The organism is Sphingomonas sp. Ag1, from assembly GCF_000980895.1.
GTDB lineage: Bacteria > Pseudomonadota > Alphaproteobacteria > Sphingomonadales > Sphingomonadaceae > Sphingomonas > Sphingomonas panaciterrae.
Window position 1 is genome coordinate 49,401 of sequence record NZ_LAZX01000083.1, and the last position, 20,108, is coordinate 69,508.

The following is a 20,108-nucleotide window of genomic DNA, read 5'->3' on the forward strand; positions in this document are numbered from 1 at the left end:
TACTTCGCTCAACGGTACATGATCCTGTCCGCTGTACTATTCGCCGCTATCGCGAAGGTGTTTCGCCCGGCCCCGTCCTTCGGACCGCGGCTAGCATGACAGGCTCCCGTGCTGACAACCGCCGGAACGGTGCGGCCGCCCGGCACGCATCCTTGCGAAAGGAATGGTTCGTTGCTGACCCTCTTGCTTACCCTCCTCGTCGCCGCTCCCGGCCAAGTGCCTGACAAGCCAAGCAAGCGCGAAGTGGCGGAACGCTCTGCCGATCCCGCGGACAAGGTGATCTGCAAGCGGTTCCAGCGGATCGGCACGCTCGTTGGCACGGAGCGCGTGTGCAAGACGAAGCGTGATTGGGATCGTGAGCGCGACGCCCTTCGCCAGCAAGGCAATGGGGGGGCGTGCGGCGTCTCGGGTGCCCCGGGCGGTTGCTGACACCCAGCTGCCCCATCCTGCAGCGGCCAGAAGCGAAGGGAATGATCGATGCTGACCCTCTTGCTTACCCTCCTCGTCGCCGCTCCCGGCCAGGTGCCTGACAAGCCAAGCAAGCGCGAAGTGGCGGAGCGCTCTGCCGATCCCGCGGACAAGATGATCTGCAAGCGGTTCCAGCGGATCGGCTCGCTGGTCGGGACCAACCGTGTCTGCAAGACGAAGCGGGATTGGGATGTCGAGCGCGAGGCTCTTAATCAGTGGAGCCCAGCGATCTCGTGCCGGCCCTCGGATGTGACCGGACGCTGCTGAACGCCGCCGCGTGCGGCTCGCGCCGGCGGGGCCGCGCTGGTCCTAGCCCACCCAACCTCAACCGTGATCGCGGTCGGGCGCCCGCGCCGGGTGACGGTCAGCCGATTAGCGGCGCCGGTGCGTCCAGCGTGATCCCCGCGGATTGTGCGACCGCCGCCGCCCATTCGGCGACCTTGTGGATCTCGTCGGCATGGACCGCGGCGGCATCACGATGTTCCGCATCGCGCTCCGCTGTCCCGAATGCCTCGCCCGACTTGGAATGCCGCGTGAAGGCCGGCCCACGTGCCACCGCCTGCGCCTCCTCGGCGCTCAGCGACCGGCGGAACAGCGTGCCCAGCTGCGCCATTGCGGCAGCGGGATCGGCCAGCAATCGGCTGCTGTCGAGCGTCCGCACCCGCGCCGCGCCATAGCGGTCGACCATCCCGGCATACAGCTGCTGCTGCGCCAGCCAGCCGAGCGCCGCCACCTGCAGGTCGGTCTGCTCGAGATAGTCGCGCGTCGAAAAGCCCAGCTGGACCATATTGTCGTCCAGCATCCCGGTCAGCAGCGTGCGAACCCAGCGCCGCCCATCGATCCCCTTCTTGGCGATCGAGGCGAGATAGGTACGCAGCGGCGCATACATCATGATGGCGCAGGCATTGGGCCGTAGCGCCAGGATCGCTGGCGCAAGCGCGTTGATGACGGTCGACGGCTTCACCACCACCGTCTCGCCCGGCGCGAAGGGGCGTGCGAGTAGCGTCAAGACGTTGTCCAGCACGCTCGCCATGTCGGGGCCTTGTCCACCACGGCGGCGCCAGCCCACCATGTCGTTCAGGATCATCGGCTCCTTCAGCCCCATGGCCCAGCCGGGTCGATCGACCGCGCGCGACAGCAACGTCGAACAGCAATAGCCGGAGTGGAACAGGAAGTGGATCGGCGCCGCCTGTGGCCCGGTCGCCATCACATGATCCCGCCGCAGCACCACCGGGTTCAGCCCGGCGGGCAAATGATCGTCGATGAGGAAGGTGGTCGCACGATGCATGTCGCGGGGAACAGGAATGAAATGGATGGCATCGTGACCGGGATCATAGCGATGCGGGAGCCATTGCGGGTCGCGCGCGATCCCGATGAAGTCTGTCGAAGAAGCAAGTGCAGCCGTCATGATCCGGCTGATGTGGGCTGAAACAAGGTTAGTTGTCTAGCACGGGCCCTGTGATTATGCGTTGGTCGTGCAACAGGCAGCAATACAACAAATGATCAGCCGCGCGATGGCTGCCCAACAGGCAGGTCGGCAGGGCGAGGCGGTGGCGTTGTTTCACGAACTGCTGGATCGCGCGGGCGAACAGCCGCTTGCCCTGAACGCACTCGGCATGGATGCGCTCGGTCGCCGGGACTTTGCGTCAGCCGCCGCCTTCTTCGATCGGGCCATTGCCGCGGACCCGCGCGCGCCGGAATTGCAGATGAACCTTGCCAAGGCCTATCGCGAGGCGGGCGATGTCGCGGGAGAGGAACGGGCGCTGCTCGGCGCACTGGCGGTCGACCAGACGCACTTCATGGCTTTGGTCCGGCTGGCCGAACTGCACGAGCGCACGGGCGATCTGCGGCGCGCGGCGGAACGCTGGTCCAACGTGCTGGCGGTTGCCGCAGGCATTGCGGAACGCTCGCCGGCGCTGGAGATGATGCTGGAACATGCACGCGAGGTCGTGGCGCGGCAGCATGCAAGCTTCGCCGACGCGCTCGACAGCGGGCTCGCTGCGGCGCGCGCGGCGGCCGGTCCGTCGGGCCGGCGGCGCTTCGACGCCTGTGTCGATCATGTGCTGGGCCGCCGGCGGATTTACGCCAATGAATGTCACGGCCTGCACTTTCCCTTTCTGCCCGCCGACGAGTTCTTTGACCGCGCGCATTTCCCGTGGCTGGGGGAGATCGAGGCTGAGACCGACGTGATCCGTGCCGAGCTCGAAGCCGTGCTGGCCGAGGATGCGGCGCCGATCCGCCCCTATGTGGCGATGGAGCCGGGCACACCGCAGAACAAATGGTCGGCGCTTGATCGATCGCTCGCCTGGGGCGCGATGCACCTGTGGAAGGACGGCAAGCGCGACGATGCCGTCTGCGCCCGCTTCCCGCGCACTGCCGCGGCGGTCGAGCGGCTGCCGCTCAGCGACCTGCCGGGACGCACACCGACGGTGTTCTTCTCCCTGCTCAAGCCCGGCACGCATCTCCCCGCGCATACCGGCGTCAGCAACGTGCGCACGATCATCCATCTGCCGTTGATCGTGCCCCAGGGGTGCGAATTCCGCGTCGGTGGCGAAACGCGCCGCTGGGAAGAGGGCAAGGCCTGGGCGTTCGACGACACGATCGATCACGAGGCGTGGAATCGCTCGGATCAGATGCGCGCGATCCTGATCTTCGATGTGTGGAACCCGTACATCACGGCGGAGGAGCGCGACTTGCTGCGCGCCTTCTACGCGCTTGCCGATGAGTCGGATACGGCACCGACGGCGGCGATGCAGATCGGCGACTGATCAGCCGCGCGCGTGGCGCACCTGCGCATCGCGCGATCAGAAGATGCCGAGGAACTTCTTGCGCTGTTCCTTGCCCGGCTTCTCCTTGCCCTTTTCGTCCTTTGCCGTCGTGCCGCGGCCCACGTCGTCGCGCTTCTCGCCCTTGGTCGTGCGCTGCGCCGCTGCGGTTGCGCCGGCGAGCACCGGTCCGCACGCGGCCGACTTCGCGTCGCCGATGTCGACAAACGCCAGCACTCCGGCGAGCGGTGCGGCCGCTACGGCAAGGCCGAGCCCGGCGCCTGCGCGGGCGAGCAGGTCCGGGCTGATCACGCTCAGCGCCGGCGCGGAGAAATAGCCACCCAGGCCGACCGGCGACTGGCCGGAAAACAGGCTGAACTTCTTGGCATCGGCGCGGACCGCCAGGTCGACCGCCTCGGTGCGGAAGCTGAACCCGCCCCGACCCAGGATCACGTTCTTGCGCGTATCGATCAGGATCGGGTCAGCCGCCGCGATGCCGTTGCGCACGCTGAACGCCACCAGCCCGCAGTTGATGCTGACCGGCTCCTTCAGCTTGCCGGCGAACATCTTCTGCACGAACGTGCCGATGTCGAGCTCCGCCAGCTGCACGTTGCGCGTCCACAAGGCGCCCTGCGGCATGATGAAGGCGATCCGGCCGCTCGACGTCGCCAGCGAATCGGCGATCGAATCACCGCGCCCGTTCAGCTGGACACGGCCCTTGATCGTCCCCGTGGTGCCCGCTTCGGACACGCCCCAGCCAGCGAACAGCCGCCCCATCGGCGTCGGCGCGAGGCGGAAGTCGTATTTCACCGCGCTCGGCCGTTGGCGCGTGTCGAACACGATGTCGCTCGACACATTGCCGCGCGACATTGAGAAGCTGAACGGCGACAGCGCCAGCCGCCCGCGATCGAGATCGAGCGTCAGTTCCATGTTGGAAATCGGCACCTTTCGCGACTTCACCTGATCGACCGTCCAGACGAGGTCGGCGTCGAACGTCCGCATCTTCTCGACCGGCATGTCATCGTCCGGCAGCAGCTTGCGCGGGCCGGAGCCGGTGGCGGCCGCTGCGGCAACCGCGCCCTTGGTCTCCACGATGTCGGGATTGTAGCCGACCAGAACCGACGCATCGACGATATCGAGGCTGCGCGTGCGGATCACCGAATCGAGGTGCAGCCGCTCGCCATTCGTTACCGTCAGCTTGCCCGCAACGTCGCTCTCGCCAACGGTGCCGGCGATATTGGTGAAGCGATAGACCTCGCCATCCTTCACCATCCGGCCCTTCAGCGCATAGCGCCGCGTTTCCGGCAGGACGACGCCGATGATGCCGAGCAGTTCGGACAGGTCACGCCCGCGCGCCCGCGTCTCCAGCGGCACCTTCTCGATCTCGGCGAGCGAGGGAAGTGTGCCCGACACGTCGACTACATTGTTCGCCGCCCAGGCGCGCGCGGTCAGCTTGTTCTCGCCGCGGTTCACCGTTGCGTCGGGCGACAGCAATTGCGCGGTGACTCGGAACGGCGTGTCGCGGATCCGCCCGGTGCCACCGACCCGCACCGACTTGCCGATCTGCGCATCTTCCGAGCGGATATCCTCGATCCCGAGGTCCGCGAGCAGCCGCATGCGGGGATCGAGATAGCGCACGCTCGTGCCGCGCACCGTCGCCACGTCGATGCGCGGGAACTCCAGCGGCTTGCCGCCCTTTTTCTCGCTGAAGGTCCAGGTGTTCGTCGTGTGCCCGGCGTTCCACTCCAGGTCCGCTGCGCCATTCTCCAGGTCGAGCCAATAGAGCCGCCGCTTGCCGAACAGCAGCGACAAGGGCGCGATGCGCGTGTCGATCCGGTCGGCGCGGAACAGATAGGGCCGCGTTGCCCAGGCCGGATTGGCGATGGTGAAGCGCTCGGCGTAGAATTTGATCCTGAGCGGCGCGAAATACAGCTGGAAATCGCCGCCGACGCGGACCTCGCGGTTGGTCATCCGCCCGACGATCGTTTCGAACGGCCCCTTCAGGAACCGGCCCTTGGTGATGAACAGCACCAGCCAGATGAGCGCGGGTACGGCGAGGATGGCGATGATCGTGTTGCGCAGGATATGGCGCCGCCGCCGCGGGTCGCGCCAGCCGGTGTCGGGCGGGGTCTTCGCCGTGGACAGCGCGGGCTGCCCATCACGCTTCGTCGCCATGTCCATGAAAGCGGGAATCGCATGGCGCACGCGTTGGTTGCATTTCGCCGGTCCGCCCGCTATGCGCCCCGCTTCTTCCCAGCGAGGTGAAAAGAATCGCCCGGCCATCAGGGCTGCCGCGGCGGTTCCAGTCTCGCTCGATTTGAAAGGACCAAAATGCCCAAGCTCAAGACCAAGAGCGGCGTCAAGAAGCGCTTCAAGCTCACCGCATCCGGCCTGCTCAAGCACGGCGTCGCTGGCAAGCGTCACCGCCTGATCAGCCACAACAGCAAGTACATCCGCCAGAACCGCGGCACCAAGGTGCTGTCGAAGGCCGACACCGCGACGGTGAAGGCCTGGGCCCCGTACGGCCTGCGTTGAGCGAGAGGAACTAGCACATGGCACGCATCAAGCGGGGCGTAACCACTCGCGCCAAGCACAAGAACATTCTGGAACAGGCCAAGGGTTACCGCGGCCGTCGCAAGAACACGATCCGCATCGCGCGGCAGGCCGTCGAAAAGGCTGGCCAGTATGCGTATCGCGACCGCAAGGTTAAGAAGCGGACCTTCCGTGGCCTGTGGATCCAGCGCATCAACGCCGGTGTCCGCGCCGAGGGTCTGACCTACAGCCAGTTCATGCACGGCCTGAAGCTCGCCAACATCGACCTCGACCGCAAGGTCCTGGCCGACATTGCGATGCACGAAGGTGAAGCATTTAGCGCGCTGATCGCTCAGGTGAAGAAGGCGCTGCCGGCCGAGGCTTGAGCCTCTTCTTCCAGAGCGACACAAAGGGCGTGGGTGGCAACACCCGCGCCCTTTGCGTGTCGGTCATATAACAAGATTTCCGTCATTCCCGCGAAGGCGGGAATCCATATTCTCCGAACGCTCGCGAGCGGAGAACCCGATGTCCCGACAACCCTGCGTCTATATCCTCGCCAGCGGCAGGCATGGCACGCTCTACATCGGCGTGACCTCGAACCTCGTCGCCCGCCTCCACCAGCACCGCGAAGGATTGATCGAAGGGTTCACCACCCGCTACGGGATCCATCGTCTGGTCTGGTTCGACATGGCAGACACGATGGAAGCGGCGATCACCCGCGAGAAGCAGCTCAAGAAGTGGAATCGCGACTGGAAGCTGCGGCTGATCGAGGAGGGCAATCCCGAATGGCGCGATCTGGCGATCGACCTCGGTTTCGCTCGAGTAGAGAAGACAATGCGTATGGATTCCCGCCTCCGCGGGAATGACGATGTGGCGGGGTGGAATGACGGAACGGGAAAGCATGACCGAGATTGACGACCTGAAGACGCACCTGCTGACCGCGATCGATGCCGCGGCCGGGCTCGAGGCGCTGGAAACCGTGCGCGTCGACGCGCTGGGCAAGCAGGGCCGGGTCACCGCGCTGCTGAAGTCGATGGGCGGCCTCAGCCCCGAGGAACGCCAGGTGAAGGGTCCCGCGATCCACGGCCTGCGCGAGGCCGTCACCAACGCGATTGCCAACCGCAAGGCCACGCTGGAGGCCGCCGCGCTGGAGGCGAAGCTCGCCGCCGAGCGGATCGACATGACGTTGCCGGTGGATGCGCCGCTCGCCGGCACGATCCACCCGGTCAGCCAGGTGATGGACGAACTGGCGGAAATCTTCGCCGATCTCGGCTTCGCGGTCGCCACCGGCCCGGAGATGGAGACCGACTGGCACAATTTCACCGCGCTCAACATTCCGGAAACCCATCCGGCGCGCGCGATGCACGACACGTTTTACCTTGCTGGCGATCATGTGCCCGAGGACCGCGAGCGGCCCCGCCTGCTGCGCACCCACACGTCGCCAGTGCAGATCCGCACCATGCTGGCGAACAAGCCGCCGATCCGAATCATCGCGCCCGGCCGCACCTATCGCAGCGACAGCGACGCGACCCACACGCCGATGTTCCACCAGGTCGAAGGGCTGGTGATCGACAAGGGCATCACCATGGGTCACCTGAAATGGACGCTGGAGACGTTCCTCAAGGCGTTCTTCGAGCGTGACGACATCGTTTTGCGGCTGCGCCCCAGCTATTTCCCCTTCACCGAACCCTCGGCGGAGGTCGACGTCGGCTACACGCTGCAAAAGGGCAAGCGCGTGATCGGCGGCGGCGGTGACGTGCCCAACGGCGGCTGGATGGAAGTGCTGGGCAGCGGCATGGTCCACCCCAAGGTGATCGCCGCCTGCGGGCTCGATCCCGACGAATGGCAGGGCTTCGCCTTTGGCTGCGGCATCGATCGCCTCGCCATGCTGAAATACGGCATGGACGATCTACGCGCCTTCTTCGACGGCGATATCCGCTGGCTCAAGCATTATGGCTTCTCCGCCCTCGACGTCCCGACCCTGTCGGGCGGCGTCGGCGCGGCGTGATCGGACGATAGAGATGAAATTCACGCTTTCCTGGCTCAAGGATCACCTCGAAACCTCGGCCTCGCTGGACGAGATCGTCGTCGGCCTCACCCGCATCGGCCTTGAGGTCGAAGGGGTCGAGAACCCGGGCGAAAAGCTCGCCGCCTTCCGCATCGCCAAGGTGCTGACCGCCGAACGCCATCCGCAGGCGGACAAGCTTCAGGTGCTGTCGGTCGACGCGGGTGACGGCCCGTTGCAGGTCGTGTGCGGCGCGCCCAACGCCCGCGCCGGCCTCGTCGGCGTGTTCGGTTCGCCCGGCGCGACCGTGCCGGCGAACGGCATGGTGCTGAAGGTCGCGGCGATCCGCGGCGTCGAATCGAACGGCATGATGTGCTCCACGCGCGAGCTGGAGCTGGGCGACGATCACGACGGGATCATCGAACTGGCCGCCGACGCGCCGGTCGGCGAAGTCTATGCCGAATGGGCGGGCCTCAACGATCCGGTCATCGATGTGTCGATCACGCCCAACCGGCAGGATTGCATGGGCGTGCGCGGCATCGCGCGCGATCTCGCCGCCGCCGGCTTCGGCACGCTGAAGCCGCTGAGCGTTGCGCCGGTTGCCGGCGAAGGTGCTGGCCCCGACGTGCGCACCGATGACCCCGCCGGCTGCCCGGCCTTCTTCGCGCAAGGCGTGAACGGCGTCAGCAACGGCGCCTCGCCCGAATGGCTGGCGAAGCGGCTGCGCGCGATCGGTCAGAAGCCGATCTCGGCATTGGTCGACGTCACCAATTACGTCACCGTCGATCTCGGCCGCCCGCTGCACGTCTATGACAAGGCGAAGCTCTCCGGCGGCCTCGTCGCGCGCAAGGCAAAGGCCGGCGAGACGGTCCTTGCCCTCAACGGCAAGACCTACACGCTTGATGAGACGATGACGGTCATCGCCGATGATGCCCATGTCCATGACATTGGCGGCATCATGGGCGGCGAGGAATCGGGCGTGTCGGACACGACCACCGACGTCATCATCGAATGCGCCTTTTTCGATCCCGAGCATATCGCCCGCACCGGCCAGAAGCTGATGCTGACCAGCGATGCGCGCCAGCGGTTCGAACGCGGCGTCGACCCGGCCTTCCTCGACGATGGCCTCGCGATCGCCACCCGCCTCGTGCTCGACCTGTGCGGTGGCCAGCCGACCGGCATCACCCGCGCGGGCGAGGCACCGCTCGGCACACGCAGCTACACCTATGATCCCGCCCGCGCCGAAACGCTCGGCGGCCTGGCCGTCGCGCCGGAGCGGCAGCGCGCGATCCTTCAGTCGCTCGGCTTCACCGTCAGCGACGATTGGCAGGTCACCCCGCCGACCTGGCGAAGAGATGTGGACGGCCCGGCCGATCTGGTCGAGGAAGTGATCCGCATCGAGGGCATCGACAACGTCCCCTCCGTGCCGCTGCCGCGCGCGCCGGGTGTCGCGACGCCGACCGCCACGCCGGAGCAGAAGCTGGAGCGCCGCGTCCGCCGCGCCGCTGCCGCACGCGGCCTCGACGAAGCGGTGACGTGGAGCTTCATTTCGGAAGCCGAGGCTGCGCCCTTCGGTGGCGGCGCCTTCACGCTCGCCAATCCGATCAGCGAGGACCTGAAGGTCATGCGCCCGTCGCTGCTGCCCGGCCTGCTGTCGGCTGCCGCGCGCAACGTGCGGCGCGGGGCCGGCACGATCCGCCTGTTCGAGATCGGCCGCCGCTATCTCGCCGACAAGGAGCGCCCGACGCTCAGCCTGATCCTCGCCGGCGACCGCCGCGCGCGGCACTGGCAGACGGGCAAGGCGCAGGGCTTCGATGCCTTCGACGCCAAGACGGAGGCGCTGGCACTGCTCGCCGCCGCCGGCGCACCGGTCGACAATTTGCAGGTGTTCGGTGAAGCCGGTGACGCCTGGCATCCCGGCCAGTCCGGCACGCTGCGGCTTGGGCCAAAGACGGTGCTTGCCGCCTTCGGCATCCTCCACCCCAATGTCGCCCGCGCGTTCGATCTCGACGCCGGCGTCGCCGCGGTGGAGCTGTATCTCGATGCGATCCCGGCCAAGCGCGAGCCGAAGGGCGGGGGCGGCTTCATGCGCCCGGCCTATACGCCGCCTGCGCTCCAGGCCGTCCGCCGTGACTTCGCCTTCCTGGTCCCCGATGGCGTCGCCGCCGACGCATTGGCGCGTGCGGTAAAGGGCGCGGACAAGGCCGCGATCGTCTCCGCCCGCGTGTTCGACGTCTTCACCAAGGACGGCGAAACCTCGATGGCGGTCGAGGTCGTGCTGCAACCGGGCGACAAGGCGTTCGTCGAGGCCGAGCTGAAGGCGATCGCCGACAAGGTCGTCGCCGCCGCCGCCAAACTGGGCGCCTCGCTCCGGGGCTGATACATGTCCGTCATCCCTGCTCCGGGGAGACGGGATTGTGAGGGAGGCGAGCATGGCCGACTGGATCACCATCGCGAACGACCATCTGTCGGCTGCGATCAACCCGCTCGGCGCGGAGCTGTCCTCGCTCAAGGACGCCGCCCGCCGCGAGCTGATGACCGACGCCGATCCTGCTTTCTGGACCGGGCGTGCGCCCTTGCTCTTCCCCGTCGTCGGCAAGCCAGCGGGCGAGGTGATCCGCATCCAGGGCCGCGACTATCCGATGAAGCAGCACGGCTTCGCCCGCCGCCTGCCCTTCGCGCTGATCGATCGCGGCCCGACGCACGCGACCTTCCGCCTGGCAGAAAGCGACGAGACGCGCGACCATTACCCCTTCGCCTTTACGCTCGACGCGACCTACCGCCTCGACGGCGCGACGCTGCACACCGACATCGTCATCAGCAATCCGAACGCGCAGGACATGCCGGCGAGCTTCGGTTTTCACCCCGCTTTCGCCTGGCCGCTGCCGGGCGGCGGAGAACGTGGCCAGCACGTCGTCACATTCGGCCAAAATGAGCCGGATGGCGTCCGGCCCATCGCCGATGACGGCACGATCAAGGCCGGTTCGCTCCCATCCCCGCTGGACGGCCGGACGCTCCACCTCGCCGACGACCTGTTTGTGCATGACGCCCTGGTGTGGGACCAAGTCCGCTCTTCCAGCGTCACCTATGGCGCGCCCGGCGGGCCGCACCTGCGCATCGACTTTCCGGACACCCCGATGCTCGGCATCTGGACCAAGCCCGGCGCCCGCTACATCTGCGTCGAACCTTGGCACGGCATCGCCGATCCGGAGGGCTATGTCGGTGAATTCGCCGACAAACCCGGCATTTTCCTGGTCCCGCCTGGCGGTTCCAAGCACATCAGCATGGCGGTAACTTTTCTCCCATGAAACTCGACACGCTCATCGGTGAACCCTGGGGCGACTATGGCCTCGTCGATTGCGGCCATGGTCGCAAGCTGGAGCGCTACGGCGACTATCGCTTCATCCGCCCCGAACCGCAGGCGCTCTGGGCCCCGGCCAGTAACGACTGGAAATCGCACGGGGAATTCATTCCCGGCAGCGACGAGGAGGGTGGCGGTCAGTGGCATTATACCCGTCCTGTCCCGCGAGACGGCTGGCCGCTCGCCTGGGGCGTCGGCCCCGGTACCGTGCGCTTCACCGCGCAGAACACACCCTTCCGTCACCTCGGCTTCTTCCCCGACATGGCGCCGGTCTGGTCCTGGCTACGTGAGCAGCTGGACGGCGTGGCTGAGCCTGAGGCATTGAATTTGTTCGGTTATACCGGCGTCGGCACGCTCGCGCTCTCCGCCGCGGGCGCGAAGATGGTCCATGTCGATGCGTCCAAAAAATCGGTCGATGCCGCGCGCGCCAACGCCAAGTTGTCGGGCATGACCGACCGCCCGGTGCGCTGGATCGTCGACGACGCTGCGAAGTTCGTCGCTCGCGAGGTCCGCCGTGGCCGCCGCTATGACGCGATCCTGCTCGATCCGCCCAAATATGGCCGCGGACCGGACGGTGAGATCTGGCGGCTGGAGGAGCATCTCCCGGCCCTGATCGCCGACTGCCGCCAGTTGCTCGACGCGAATTCGCGCGCCCTGTTCCTCACGGCCTATGCCGTGCGCATGTCCGCGCTGGCGATCGGCGAGATGCTTCGCCAGGCCTTCGCCGACCTGCCCGGCACCGTCGAATGCGGCGAGCTTGGCGTGCGCGAGGAAGCACGCGGCCTGGTGCTGCCAACCGCGATCTGGGCGCGCTGGTCGAACGACTGACTTGTACCCTGCATCTGGCGATCCCAGATTCAGGATCAATCACGGAGACGAATGGCCCATGGATCAGTTGAACCTGTCGGAAGCCGAATGGAAAGCGCGGCTGACCCCCGAACAATATCATGTGTTGCGCGAAGCGGGCACCGAACGGGCGTTTGCCGGCAAGTACAATGATTACAAGGCGGACGGCATCTACCATTGCGCCGCCTGCGCGCTGGAATTGTTCGACAGTGCCGACAAATATGATTCGGGATCGGGCTGGCCCAGCTTTACCCAGCCGATTGCGCCCGATGCAGTGACTGATCACCGGGATACCAGCCATGGCATGGTGCGGATCGAATCGCGTTGTGCGCGCTGCGACAGCCATCTTGGGCATGTCTTTCCCGACGGTCCGCCGCCGACCGGCCTTCGCTATTGCATGAATTCCGTCAGCCTGGATTTCCGTCCCGGCAAGTAATCGCCGGCACACGGCGGCGCATGTTTTCCGCCGTGTGACCGTTCCGCCAGCGAAATATTTGGCGCCAGCCTGTTCTTTCGCTGCGGTGGACGCCTTCATCTTGTTAAGCCCAGCCTAAGCTACTATCCGCCAGATCGCATCCGATGGCCCGTCGCCCCGTTCCCCGCTCGCCCTGGCGTCGACGCCTGTCGATCGCGATCAAGATCCTGATCGCGCTGGCCGTCGTTGCCTTTGGTGCGCTGCTCACCGCCGTTTACATCGCGCGGACGCAGCTGCCCTCCTTCGATGAGCTGAAATCCTCGCCCAATGGCCAGATGATCCGGGTCCATGCCGCCGACGGCACTGTGCTGGTGTCGATCGGGCCGAGCTATGGCGAATGGCTGCCGTTCGATCGCATCCCGCGGATCATGCGCGATGCGACGATCGCGGTGGAGGACAAGCGCTTCTACAGCCATCTCGGCGTCGACCCGATCGGAGTCGCGCGATCGGTGAAGGTGCGCTTTGATCGCGGTCGCTGGGTGCAGGGCGGGTCGACGATCACGCAGCAGCTCGCCCGCAACGTCTTCCTTAACAATCAGAAGAAGTTCGGCCGCAAGTTCCGCGAGTGGATTCTGGCGCTCGCGATGGAGCGCAAGTTCACCAAGGAACAAGTGCTCGAACTGTACCTGAACAAGGTCTATTATGGCGGCGGCGCCTATGGCATCGACGCTGCGTCGCGCAAGTTCTTCGGCCATGGCGCCAATCGCCTGACGCTGAGCGAGGCGGCGATCATCGCGGGGCTGGTCAAGGCACCGTCGAACTATTCGCCGACCGCTGACGCGCAGGCCGCGGTGGACCGCGCACAGGTCGTGCTGAATGTCATGGCCGAGAATGGCGTGATCAGCGCCGCGGAGGCGGCCGAGGCCGATCCGCAGGCGGTCAAGCTCGCGCCCGAGCCCAAGCAGAACAGCGTGCGCTATTTCACCGACTGGGCGTTGCCTCAGCTCGAGCTGCTGATCGACGAGACGGAAAAGCCGCTCGAGGTGTGGACCACGCTCGATCTCAACATGCAGCGCGCGGCGGATGCCGCGGTGCGCGCCAATGCGCCGGGCGGCGCGCAGGGCGCGCTGGTCTCGCTCGATCGCGATGGCGCGGTGCGCGCGATGGTGGGCGGCAAGGATTATGTGTCGTCGATCTACAATCGCGCGACTCAGGCGCAGCGGCAGCCGGGCTCAGCCTTCAAGCTGTTCGTCTATCTTGCCGCGCTCGAGGCTGGGATGACGCCGGAGACGACGGTGGTGGATGAACCCATCACGATCGACGGATGGAGCCCGCGCAACAGCTCGCGCCGCTATTCGGGGCAGGTGACGCTGAGGACCGCCTTTGCTTATTCGCTCAACACCGTTGCGGCGCGGCTTGGCCAGCAGGTCGGCTTCACCACCGTCGCCGACATGGCGCGCCGCTTCGGCATCACGACCCCAGTCAACACCCAGCCGTCGATGGTGCTCGGCACGTCGGACGTGCGCCTGATCGACATGACCCGGGCGTTTGCCAGTGTCGCGAACAAGGGTGTCGCTGTGATGCCGTACGGAATCACCAAGGTGACGGCGAACAACGAGGTTATCTATCAGCATGAGGTCGATCGCAGCCGCGTCCTGGTCGCACCCTATGTGGCGGCGCAGATGACCGACCTGCTGCAGACGGCGGTGAATACCGGTACCGGCCGCGCGGCGCAGATCGGCCGCCCGGTGGCGGGCAAGACCGGTACCACCTCATCCTCCAAGGACGGCTGGTTCCTCGGCTTCTCCTCCGGCCTGACGACGGGCGTGTGGATGGGCCGGGATGACGCCAGGCCGATCGGCGGCTTGCAGGGCGGCGCCGCGCCGGCCCGCGCCTTCGCCCAGTTCATGACCAAGGCGGTGGCCAATCGTCCGATCGAGCAGTTCGAGACCGAAGTGACCCTGCCCGAATGGCAGCTCGAACCCGATGAGGAGAGCTATTTCGGGGAGCCGGACAACAGCGTCTTTGTCGACGACAATGGGGAGCCGCTGCCCAGCGACGCGGTGCCGCTGCCGGAGGACGATTATGGCCGCGGCATTGAGCGTCCGTCGCCGCGCGCCGAGCGTCCGGTGGTCGAGGATGGCGATCCGGTCCAGCCCGCGCCGCCGCAACGGCTGGATCAGGACTGGATCGACCGCGTGACCGGCAGGGACCCGCGCGCGCCCGCGCGGGAGCCCCGCGGCGAGCGTCGCTACCCGGCGCCGCCGCCCGTCGAGGAACGACCATACCAGTGAAGTGTCGCTCCATGGGTGCGCAGCCATCGGCGATGTGGCGTCGGGTCGCTGCCGTATAGCTGCTCGACCAGCGCGTGGAACGCGGGCGAATGATCCATGTGGATGCGATGCGCCACTTCATGCGCCGCGGTTGCACGGCGTACCGCCACGGGGGCGAGCGCCAGTCTCCAGCTGTAGCGGATCGCGCCCGTGCTGCTGCAACTGCCCCACCGCCCGCGAGGATCACCAATCGAAACGCGCTCCACAGCGATGCCGGCGCGATCGGCATAAAGACGCGTGTCCGCCTCCAGCAATGACAGCGCCTCGCGCTTCAACCATGTCTCCACGCGGCGCGCGATTGTTTCGGGCGGCCCCGAGAGGAGCAGCAGGTCGCCCTCGCGCCGCACGATCCGCGAGCAGCCGGGTTGCCAGGCAATGGTGAGCAGGTCGTCGTCGAACGGAAATTGACCACCATCCTCGAAGGGGCGGGCCTGGGGAAGGCGGGCGCGCTGAGCCGCGATCCAGTCGCCATAGCCCATTGCCCAGGACAGTGCCTTTGCGGCGGAGGCACGTTTCGGGATGGTCAGGCGGACGCGGCCGCTCAGCGGGTCGAAGCTCAATTTCACGCGCCGGGCGGTCGGGTGCCGAACCACCTCGATCGCGTTTCCTGGATCGGCAAGGTGGGCGTTCTGCGCCATCGATGATCCAGCGTCTCCCGGCCTACCCGGCCGAGACGATCCGCTCACAGCTTGCGATCGACCATGTGATATTCCAGTTCGCCGGCGTCATCTTCGCTGATCGTCCAGCCGCGCACGGATTCGCCCGCACGATGCACCGCCTCGCGATCACCGGACACGAGGTAATGCCATTCGGGCAGCTGCTCGCCATGCAGCCGCAGGCGATAGGCGCAGGTCGAGGGCAGCCACTCGATCGCGTCGACATTGCGCATCGAAAGTCGCACGCATTCCGACACATAGGCATGCCGGTGCTTGTAGTTCGAGCAGAAACCGGTGCGCCGGTCGAGCAGGCGGCAGGCGACGTTGGTCGGGTAAAGCTCGTTCGTTTCCTCGTCCTCAAGCTTGTGCAGGCAGCATTTGCCGCAGCCGTCGCACAATGCCTCCCATTGCGCGCGGTCAAGCTTGTGGAGCGGTGTGTCTTCCCAGAAGCGCGTCATTCGGCCCAGCGTTTGATCTCGTCGGCGACAGCCTGTGGCGGTCCCTCCTGCGGCAGCAGCGCGAGCGGCTTGCCGTCCGGGGACATCAGATAGGCCTGACGGCTGTGATCCATCAGATAGCCGCCGGACGTGCCTTTACCACGCTGGTAGAAAATCGCGTAATCCTTTGCGGTCTTGGCGATCTCTTCCGGCGTGCCGGTCAGTCCGATCATCCGCGGGTGGAAGGCGGAGACGAATTGCTTGAGCACCGCGGGCGTGTCGCGTTCCGGGTCGATGGTGATGAAGACGGGCACGATCCGTGCGGCGAGCGCGGGATCGCTCTTCTCCAGCAGCTTCAGGCCGGCGCCGATATTCTGCACGTCGACCGGGCAGACGTCGGGGCAGAAGGTGTAGCCGAAATAGACGATGCGATATTTGCCGTTCAGCGCCTGATCGCTGAACGGTTTCCCATCCTGATCGATCAAGCTCATCGGTCCACCGATCCGCGCGCCTTCCAGCGGCGGGCGCGTCGGGGTCGCGGCGGGCGAGCAGGCGAGGAGGGCGAGGGGGGCTAGGCTGATGAGAAGGCGGACGTTCATGGCATCGCCAGCCTTGATCTGTTAAGGCCGCGATCGCAACCATCGGATGGACCTTCTGCCTGTGAAGACGCTGCGCCGCCTGCTCGTTCCCCTCCTGATCACCGCCGCCGTACCGGCCGCTGCGCAGCAGCAGTCGCAGGGCTACAAGTTCCTGGAAGCGGTGCGCAAAGCCGATGGCGACACGGTGGTGAAGATGCTCGACCAGCCCGGGCAGCGGATCGTCAACTCGCGCGACATCACGACCGGCGAAGGGGCCCTCCACATCGTGGTGAAGCGCGGTGACTCGACGTACCTGCGCTTCCTGCTGCAGCGTGGCGCCGATCCCAACATGCGCGATGGCCGCGGCGACACGCCGCTGCTGCTGGCGGTTCAATATGGCCAGAACGCGATCGTCGACGTGCTGACCGCGAACAAGGCCAACCCCAACTTGGGCAATGGCGGGGGCGAGACGCCGCTGATCCGCGCGGTGCAGAAGCGTGATCTGCCGATGGTCCGCAGCCTGCTTGCCGCGGGCGCAAACCCCGACCAGACCGACAATATCGCCGGGATGTCGGCGCGTGATTACGCCCATGCGGATGCGCGGTCCCCAGCAATCGCAAAGCTGATCGATGAAAAGCCGAAGCGGGCGGTTCGGGCAGTTGCGGGCCCGAAGTTCTAGCATCACAAGGAGCAGAATTGCTCGCATTTCCTTGCCGCACGAAGATGGTTAATCCGCTCTGGACATTTGTCAGTAATCAGTGAAGCTTGCCCCTGCCGAAGCAACGGCGCCGGGGGGCAGCTTGATGGGCAATGGAGACGCGGGGGCGGCGGGGGCACGCCAGCGCCTGATCTTTGACTTTGGTCAGATCCGATGACCGAGACGCCGCTCGACATCCTTGTGCTCGGTCACAATTACGCGCCCGAACCGGTCGGCATTGCTGTTTATACCAGCGGCATGGCCGAAATGCTGGCGGATGGCCATGAAGTTCGTGTCATCTGTGGCACGCCCTGTTACCCGCATTGGTCGGTGCTGCCGGGCTACTCCCACTACAAGGTGACGCACCGGTGCGAGGGCGGGGTTGCCGTGACACGGCTGCCGCACTTCGTGCCCTCGGTCCCGCGTGGTTGGCGACGCATCCTCCATCATCTGAGCTTCGCCCTGCTAGCGACTTGGGCGATGCTGCGAGCGTGCTGGCGCCGGCGGCCCGACGTGATTGTCGCAATTGCGCCATCGATCCTGTCGACCGCGGTGGCGCGGCTCGTCGCCACATGCGTGCGGCGGCCCTTGTGGATCCATGTCCAGGATCTCGAGCTCGAGGTTGCGCTGGCGACGGGGCAGTTGCCGGGTGGCCGGCGAACCGCCGCGCTGCTGGGCGCGGTCGAGCGCTGGGCGCTGTCGGGGGACCGGGTGAGCAGCATTTCGCCGGCGATGTGCGAGCGGCTCGCGGCGAAGCTGGGGCGCGGTGCAGCCGTGTTCGAGTTCAGGAACTGGGCTGATCCGGCGGTCGTCCATCGGGCGGAGGCTGAGTCGCCCTATCGTCGCGAATGGCGCATCGGGCGGCCGCATGTGGTGCTATATTCCGGGAATATAGCGGCAAAACAAGGCGTTGAGCTCGTCGTCGAGGTGGCCCGGCTGCTTGGCTGGCGGACCGATATCCAGTTCGTGATCTGCGGCAATGGCGCCAACCGGGCAGCGCTGGAGGAGGCGGCGCGGGGGAGTGGGGTGATGATCCATGACCTGCAGCCGACCGAACTGCTGGGCGATCTTCTGGCGTTGGCGAGTGTGCATGTACTGCCGCAGATCGCGGGAGCGGCGGATCTGGTGCTGCCGTCAAAGCTGCCCAACATGCTGGCGTCGGGGCGGCCGGTGATTGCCACGGCGGACGAAGGTACGGGAATTGCTGGAGAATTGGGTGGGGCCGGGCTGCTGACGCCGCCGCATGACGCGCGCGCGCTGGCGGACGCGATCGCGTCGTTGATCGATGATCCGGTGCGGCGCGCGGCGATGGGGGCGGCGGGACGGCGGCTTGCCGCGGCGCGCTGGGACAAGCGCGAAATCCTGGAGCAGTTTGGCCGCGAATTACGCACGCTCGTGGTGGAGGCGGGGTACAACCGGCCTGTTGGCGGAGTCATTCGGCCGCGCTTTGCCCAGCATCAGCCAGCGGGTCGCATCGAACCGGTCCAGCAGCATCCATAAGGCTACCCCGAGGCCAAGGGCGAGGGGGACGAGCAGCGGCGCGCTGAGCACGTCGCGCAACGCGTAATAAAGCGTCAGGTGGACATACATGATGACGAGGCTGGCCTGACCGAGCCGTTCGATGGCGGGCGAGCGGGGAAGCCGGCGCGCGGCCAGCAGGATCAGGTGGCACAGGCCGAGCGCGGCGAGGATGCTGAAGAGCGGCGTGCCGGCGTCCGCGACCTTGAGGTCGAGCGGGCGCGACAGCGGCGCGAGGAGCGCGAGCGCGATCGCTGCGAGCGTCAGCGGCCCGCCAAGCCGGTCGGCGTGACGGTGGTGGAGGATGCCGGCGAGGAAGAAGAACAGCGCCAGCGGCACGCTGATGATCCCCCAGGGATTGGGGAGGGCGGGCATCAGCAACGCCGCGGCGAGGGCCGCAGCGGCGGTGGCGGGGAGCCAGCGCGCGGGCAGCCGCAGCACGAGGGCGGCGAGGATCTGAGTGACGAAGAGGCAGGTGACGAACCAGAAGATGCCGAACGGGGCGACGAGGAACGTGCCGCCGAGCAGCAACCGGGCGAGCGCCGCCGGGGGATGATCCCACGGCAGATAGGCCCGATGCCCGGCGACCGCCGCGATCGCCGCGTCGGACAGCGCGATCACCAGCAGCCAGGCGGCATAGGGCAGGAGCAAGGTCGCCGCGCGGCGGCGAATTAGGCGCGCGGGGGCGGGCGTGCCGAAGACGATGCCCGACAGCATGAAGAACAGCGGCATGTGGAAATGGAACATCGCCGCGCGCACCGCGGGATCGCTGGTGAAATGACCGATGACGACCGCGACGATGCCGATCGCGCGCGCCGTATCGAGCCAGCCGATCCGATCCCCCATCATCGGAGCGTAACAGCCGCGCAAGCCAGCGCAAGCGGATGCGTGCCTGTATGGCGCGCCCGGACGGGCCGCTGCGTCGACGGGCGCGGGTAGGGGGGAGCTGGCCGATAGCCACCGCGACGATCCGCTCGCGCGAGACGAACCGCGCCAGCCGATCCGTCCCTCATAAGAGGGTGACAGCCGTGGGGGCGGCCAAAGCAGATGCAGGCGGTCGGGCGCGGTGAGGCCCGGCGGGTCGCCGGTTTGGGCTGGGTTGGTCCGGGCTGGGCCGCGCGGATGAGTGGCGGCGACGGCGAGGTTGCGACCGTATGCGGCGTGACGATCCCGCGGAGCCGACCCCCTATCGCGCGACGCGTAGCTACCGCGCGGGCCCGAATGCAGATAAGAGCGGGCGTAGGTGGCGAGGGCGGGTGGGCCCGGTGTCGGGTAGCGCTGCGCGGATCGGGTGTGCGTTGTCCGATGACGACGCGTAGGACGCCAATTGCCAGCGCGGTGTCGAGCCTGCCGGCCCGATTTCCTGTCACGGGCGCGTGGCAGCAGCGCAGGGCGGCGCAAGTAGATGCAAGAGCGCGGGCGTGCCGAGGGAAGGCGGGCCGCCGGGCCGGGTCGGGCTGCGTGGATCGGGGTCGGCTGTCCGCCGACTTCGATCCT

At 66.9% G+C, this 20,108-nt stretch carries 19 protein-coding genes and 1 pseudogene; 14 read left to right on the top strand and 6 right to left on the bottom strand.

The window, feature by feature from the left end:
- The first annotated feature begins 171 nt into the window (after positions 1-171).
- Both XM50_RS05245 and XM50_RS05250 read left to right on the top strand, forming a co-directional pair.
- A complete protein-coding gene (locus tag XM50_RS05245; protein ID WP_125945418.1) occupies positions 172-429 on the top strand; it encodes a hypothetical protein in 258 nt (85 codons plus the stop codon).
- A gap of 48 nt (positions 430-477) precedes the next feature.
- Complete coding sequence (locus tag XM50_RS05250) at positions 478-735, top strand: hypothetical protein (RefSeq protein WP_046407955.1); 258 nt, start codon at positions 478-480, stop codon at positions 733-735.
- Positions 736-832: 97 nt separating this feature from the next.
- Here the strand turns inward: XM50_RS05250 and XM50_RS05255 are convergent, their stop codons facing one another.
- Positions 833-1,876, bottom strand: coding sequence for a hypothetical protein (locus XM50_RS05255; protein ID WP_046407956.1), 1,044 nt, complete (start codon positions 1,874-1,876; stop codon positions 833-835).
- A 106-nt stretch (positions 1,877-1,982) separates the two neighbouring features.
- Here XM50_RS05255 and XM50_RS05260 point away from each other — a divergent pair, with 106 nt between their 5' ends.
- Entirely contained in the window at positions 1,983-3,236 is a 1,254-nt protein-coding gene (locus XM50_RS05260; protein WP_231621861.1) for an aspartyl/asparaginyl beta-hydroxylase domain-containing protein, read from the top strand.
- Between the two features lie 36 nt (positions 3,237-3,272).
- Here the strand turns inward: XM50_RS05260 and XM50_RS05265 are convergent, their stop codons facing one another.
- Positions 3,273-5,408, bottom strand: coding sequence for an AsmA family protein (locus tag XM50_RS05265; RefSeq protein WP_082102738.1), 2,136 nt, complete (start codon positions 5,406-5,408; stop codon positions 3,273-3,275).
- Between the two features lie 156 nt (positions 5,409-5,564).
- On the opposite strand from XM50_RS05265, the gene rpmI reads away from it, so the two are divergent.
- The 9 genes and pseudogenes from rpmI to XM50_RS05310 all read left to right on the top strand — a co-directional run bounded on the left by rpmI (position 5,565) and on the right by XM50_RS05310 (position 14,686).
- Positions 5,565-5,768 carry a 50S ribosomal protein L35 gene (gene rpmI / locus XM50_RS05270; RefSeq protein ID WP_046407959.1) on the top strand — a complete coding sequence of 68 codons (204 nt, stop codon included), beginning with the start codon at positions 5,565-5,567 and terminating at the stop codon, positions 5,766-5,768.
- Positions 5,769-5,785: 17 nt separating this feature from the next.
- Positions 5,786-6,151, top strand: a complete 366-nt coding sequence (rplT, locus tag XM50_RS05275) for a 50S ribosomal protein L20 (RefSeq protein ID WP_046407961.1) — start codon at positions 5,786-5,788, stop codon at positions 6,149-6,151.
- A 139-nt stretch (positions 6,152-6,290) separates the two neighbouring features.
- Positions 6,291-6,581, top strand: a pseudogene (locus tag XM50_RS05280) (GIY-YIG nuclease family protein); the annotation flags it as partial.
- An 85-nt stretch (positions 6,582-6,666) separates the two neighbouring features.
- Entirely contained in the window at positions 6,667-7,773 is a 1,107-nt protein-coding gene (gene pheS, locus XM50_RS05285) for a phenylalanine--tRNA ligase subunit alpha (RefSeq protein WP_046407964.1), read from the top strand.
- A 13-nt stretch (positions 7,774-7,786) separates the two neighbouring features.
- Positions 7,787-10,150 (top strand): phenylalanine--tRNA ligase subunit beta, encoded by a 2,364-nt coding sequence (gene pheT / locus XM50_RS05290; protein ID WP_046407965.1) that lies wholly within the window; start codon positions 7,787-7,789, stop codon positions 10,148-10,150.
- Between the two features lie 52 nt (positions 10,151-10,202).
- Positions 10,203-11,078 carry an aldose 1-epimerase family protein gene (locus XM50_RS05295; protein WP_046407967.1) on the top strand — a complete coding sequence of 292 codons (876 nt, stop codon included), beginning with the start codon at positions 10,203-10,205 and terminating at the stop codon, positions 11,076-11,078.
- Positions 11,075-11,959, top strand: coding sequence for a class I SAM-dependent methyltransferase (locus XM50_RS05300; RefSeq protein WP_046407968.1), 885 nt, complete (start codon positions 11,075-11,077; stop codon positions 11,957-11,959). The genes XM50_RS05295 and XM50_RS05300 overlap by 4 nt, the downstream gene beginning before the upstream one ends.
- A 58-nt stretch (positions 11,960-12,017) precedes the next feature.
- Positions 12,018-12,413, top strand: a complete 396-nt coding sequence (gene msrB / locus XM50_RS05305; protein WP_046407970.1) for a peptide-methionine (R)-S-oxide reductase MsrB — start codon at positions 12,018-12,020, stop codon at positions 12,411-12,413.
- 143 nt (positions 12,414-12,556) lie between these two features.
- Positions 12,557-14,686, top strand: coding sequence for a transglycosylase domain-containing protein (locus XM50_RS05310; protein ID WP_082102728.1), 2,130 nt, complete (start codon positions 12,557-12,559; stop codon positions 14,684-14,686).
- On the opposite strand, the gene XM50_RS05315 is transcribed toward XM50_RS05310, so the two are convergent.
- Genes XM50_RS05315 through XM50_RS05325 form a run of 3 tightly spaced genes read right to left on the bottom strand, consistent with a single transcriptional unit; the run spans position 14,644 to position 16,417 of the window.
- Positions 14,644-15,363, bottom strand: coding sequence for a M48 family metallopeptidase (locus XM50_RS05315; RefSeq protein ID WP_046407972.1), 720 nt, complete (start codon positions 15,361-15,363; stop codon positions 14,644-14,646). The genes XM50_RS05310 and XM50_RS05315 overlap by 43 nt on opposite strands.
- 44 nt (positions 15,364-15,407) lie before the next feature.
- The gene (locus tag XM50_RS05320) at positions 15,408-15,839 is read right to left on the bottom strand and encodes a YcgN family cysteine cluster protein (protein ID WP_046407974.1); all 432 of its coding nucleotides are present in this window, start codon (positions 15,837-15,839) and stop codon (positions 15,408-15,410) included.
- The gene (locus XM50_RS05325) at positions 15,836-16,417 is read right to left on the bottom strand and encodes an SCO family protein (RefSeq protein WP_046407977.1); all 582 of its coding nucleotides are present in this window, start codon (positions 16,415-16,417) and stop codon (positions 15,836-15,838) included. Before XM50_RS05325 ends, XM50_RS05320 begins: the two co-directional genes overlap by 4 nt.
- A 46-nt stretch (positions 16,418-16,463) precedes the next feature.
- On the opposite strand from XM50_RS05325, the gene XM50_RS05330 reads away from it, so the two are divergent.
- Complete coding sequence (locus XM50_RS05330; protein ID WP_046407978.1) at positions 16,464-17,075, top strand: ankyrin repeat domain-containing protein; 612 nt, start codon at positions 16,464-16,466, stop codon at positions 17,073-17,075.
- Positions 17,076-17,267: 192 nt separating this feature from the next.
- Entirely contained in the window at positions 17,268-18,593 is a 1,326-nt protein-coding gene (locus tag XM50_RS19500; RefSeq protein ID WP_082102731.1) for a WcaI family glycosyltransferase, read from the top strand.
- Here the strand turns inward: XM50_RS19500 and XM50_RS05340 are convergent.
- On the bottom strand, positions 18,477-19,457 hold the full coding sequence (locus XM50_RS05340; RefSeq protein ID WP_186313880.1) for an acyltransferase family protein: 981 nt from the start codon (positions 19,455-19,457) through the stop codon (positions 18,477-18,479). The genes XM50_RS19500 and XM50_RS05340 overlap by 117 nt on opposite strands.
- Positions 19,458-20,108 lie beyond the last annotated feature (651 nt).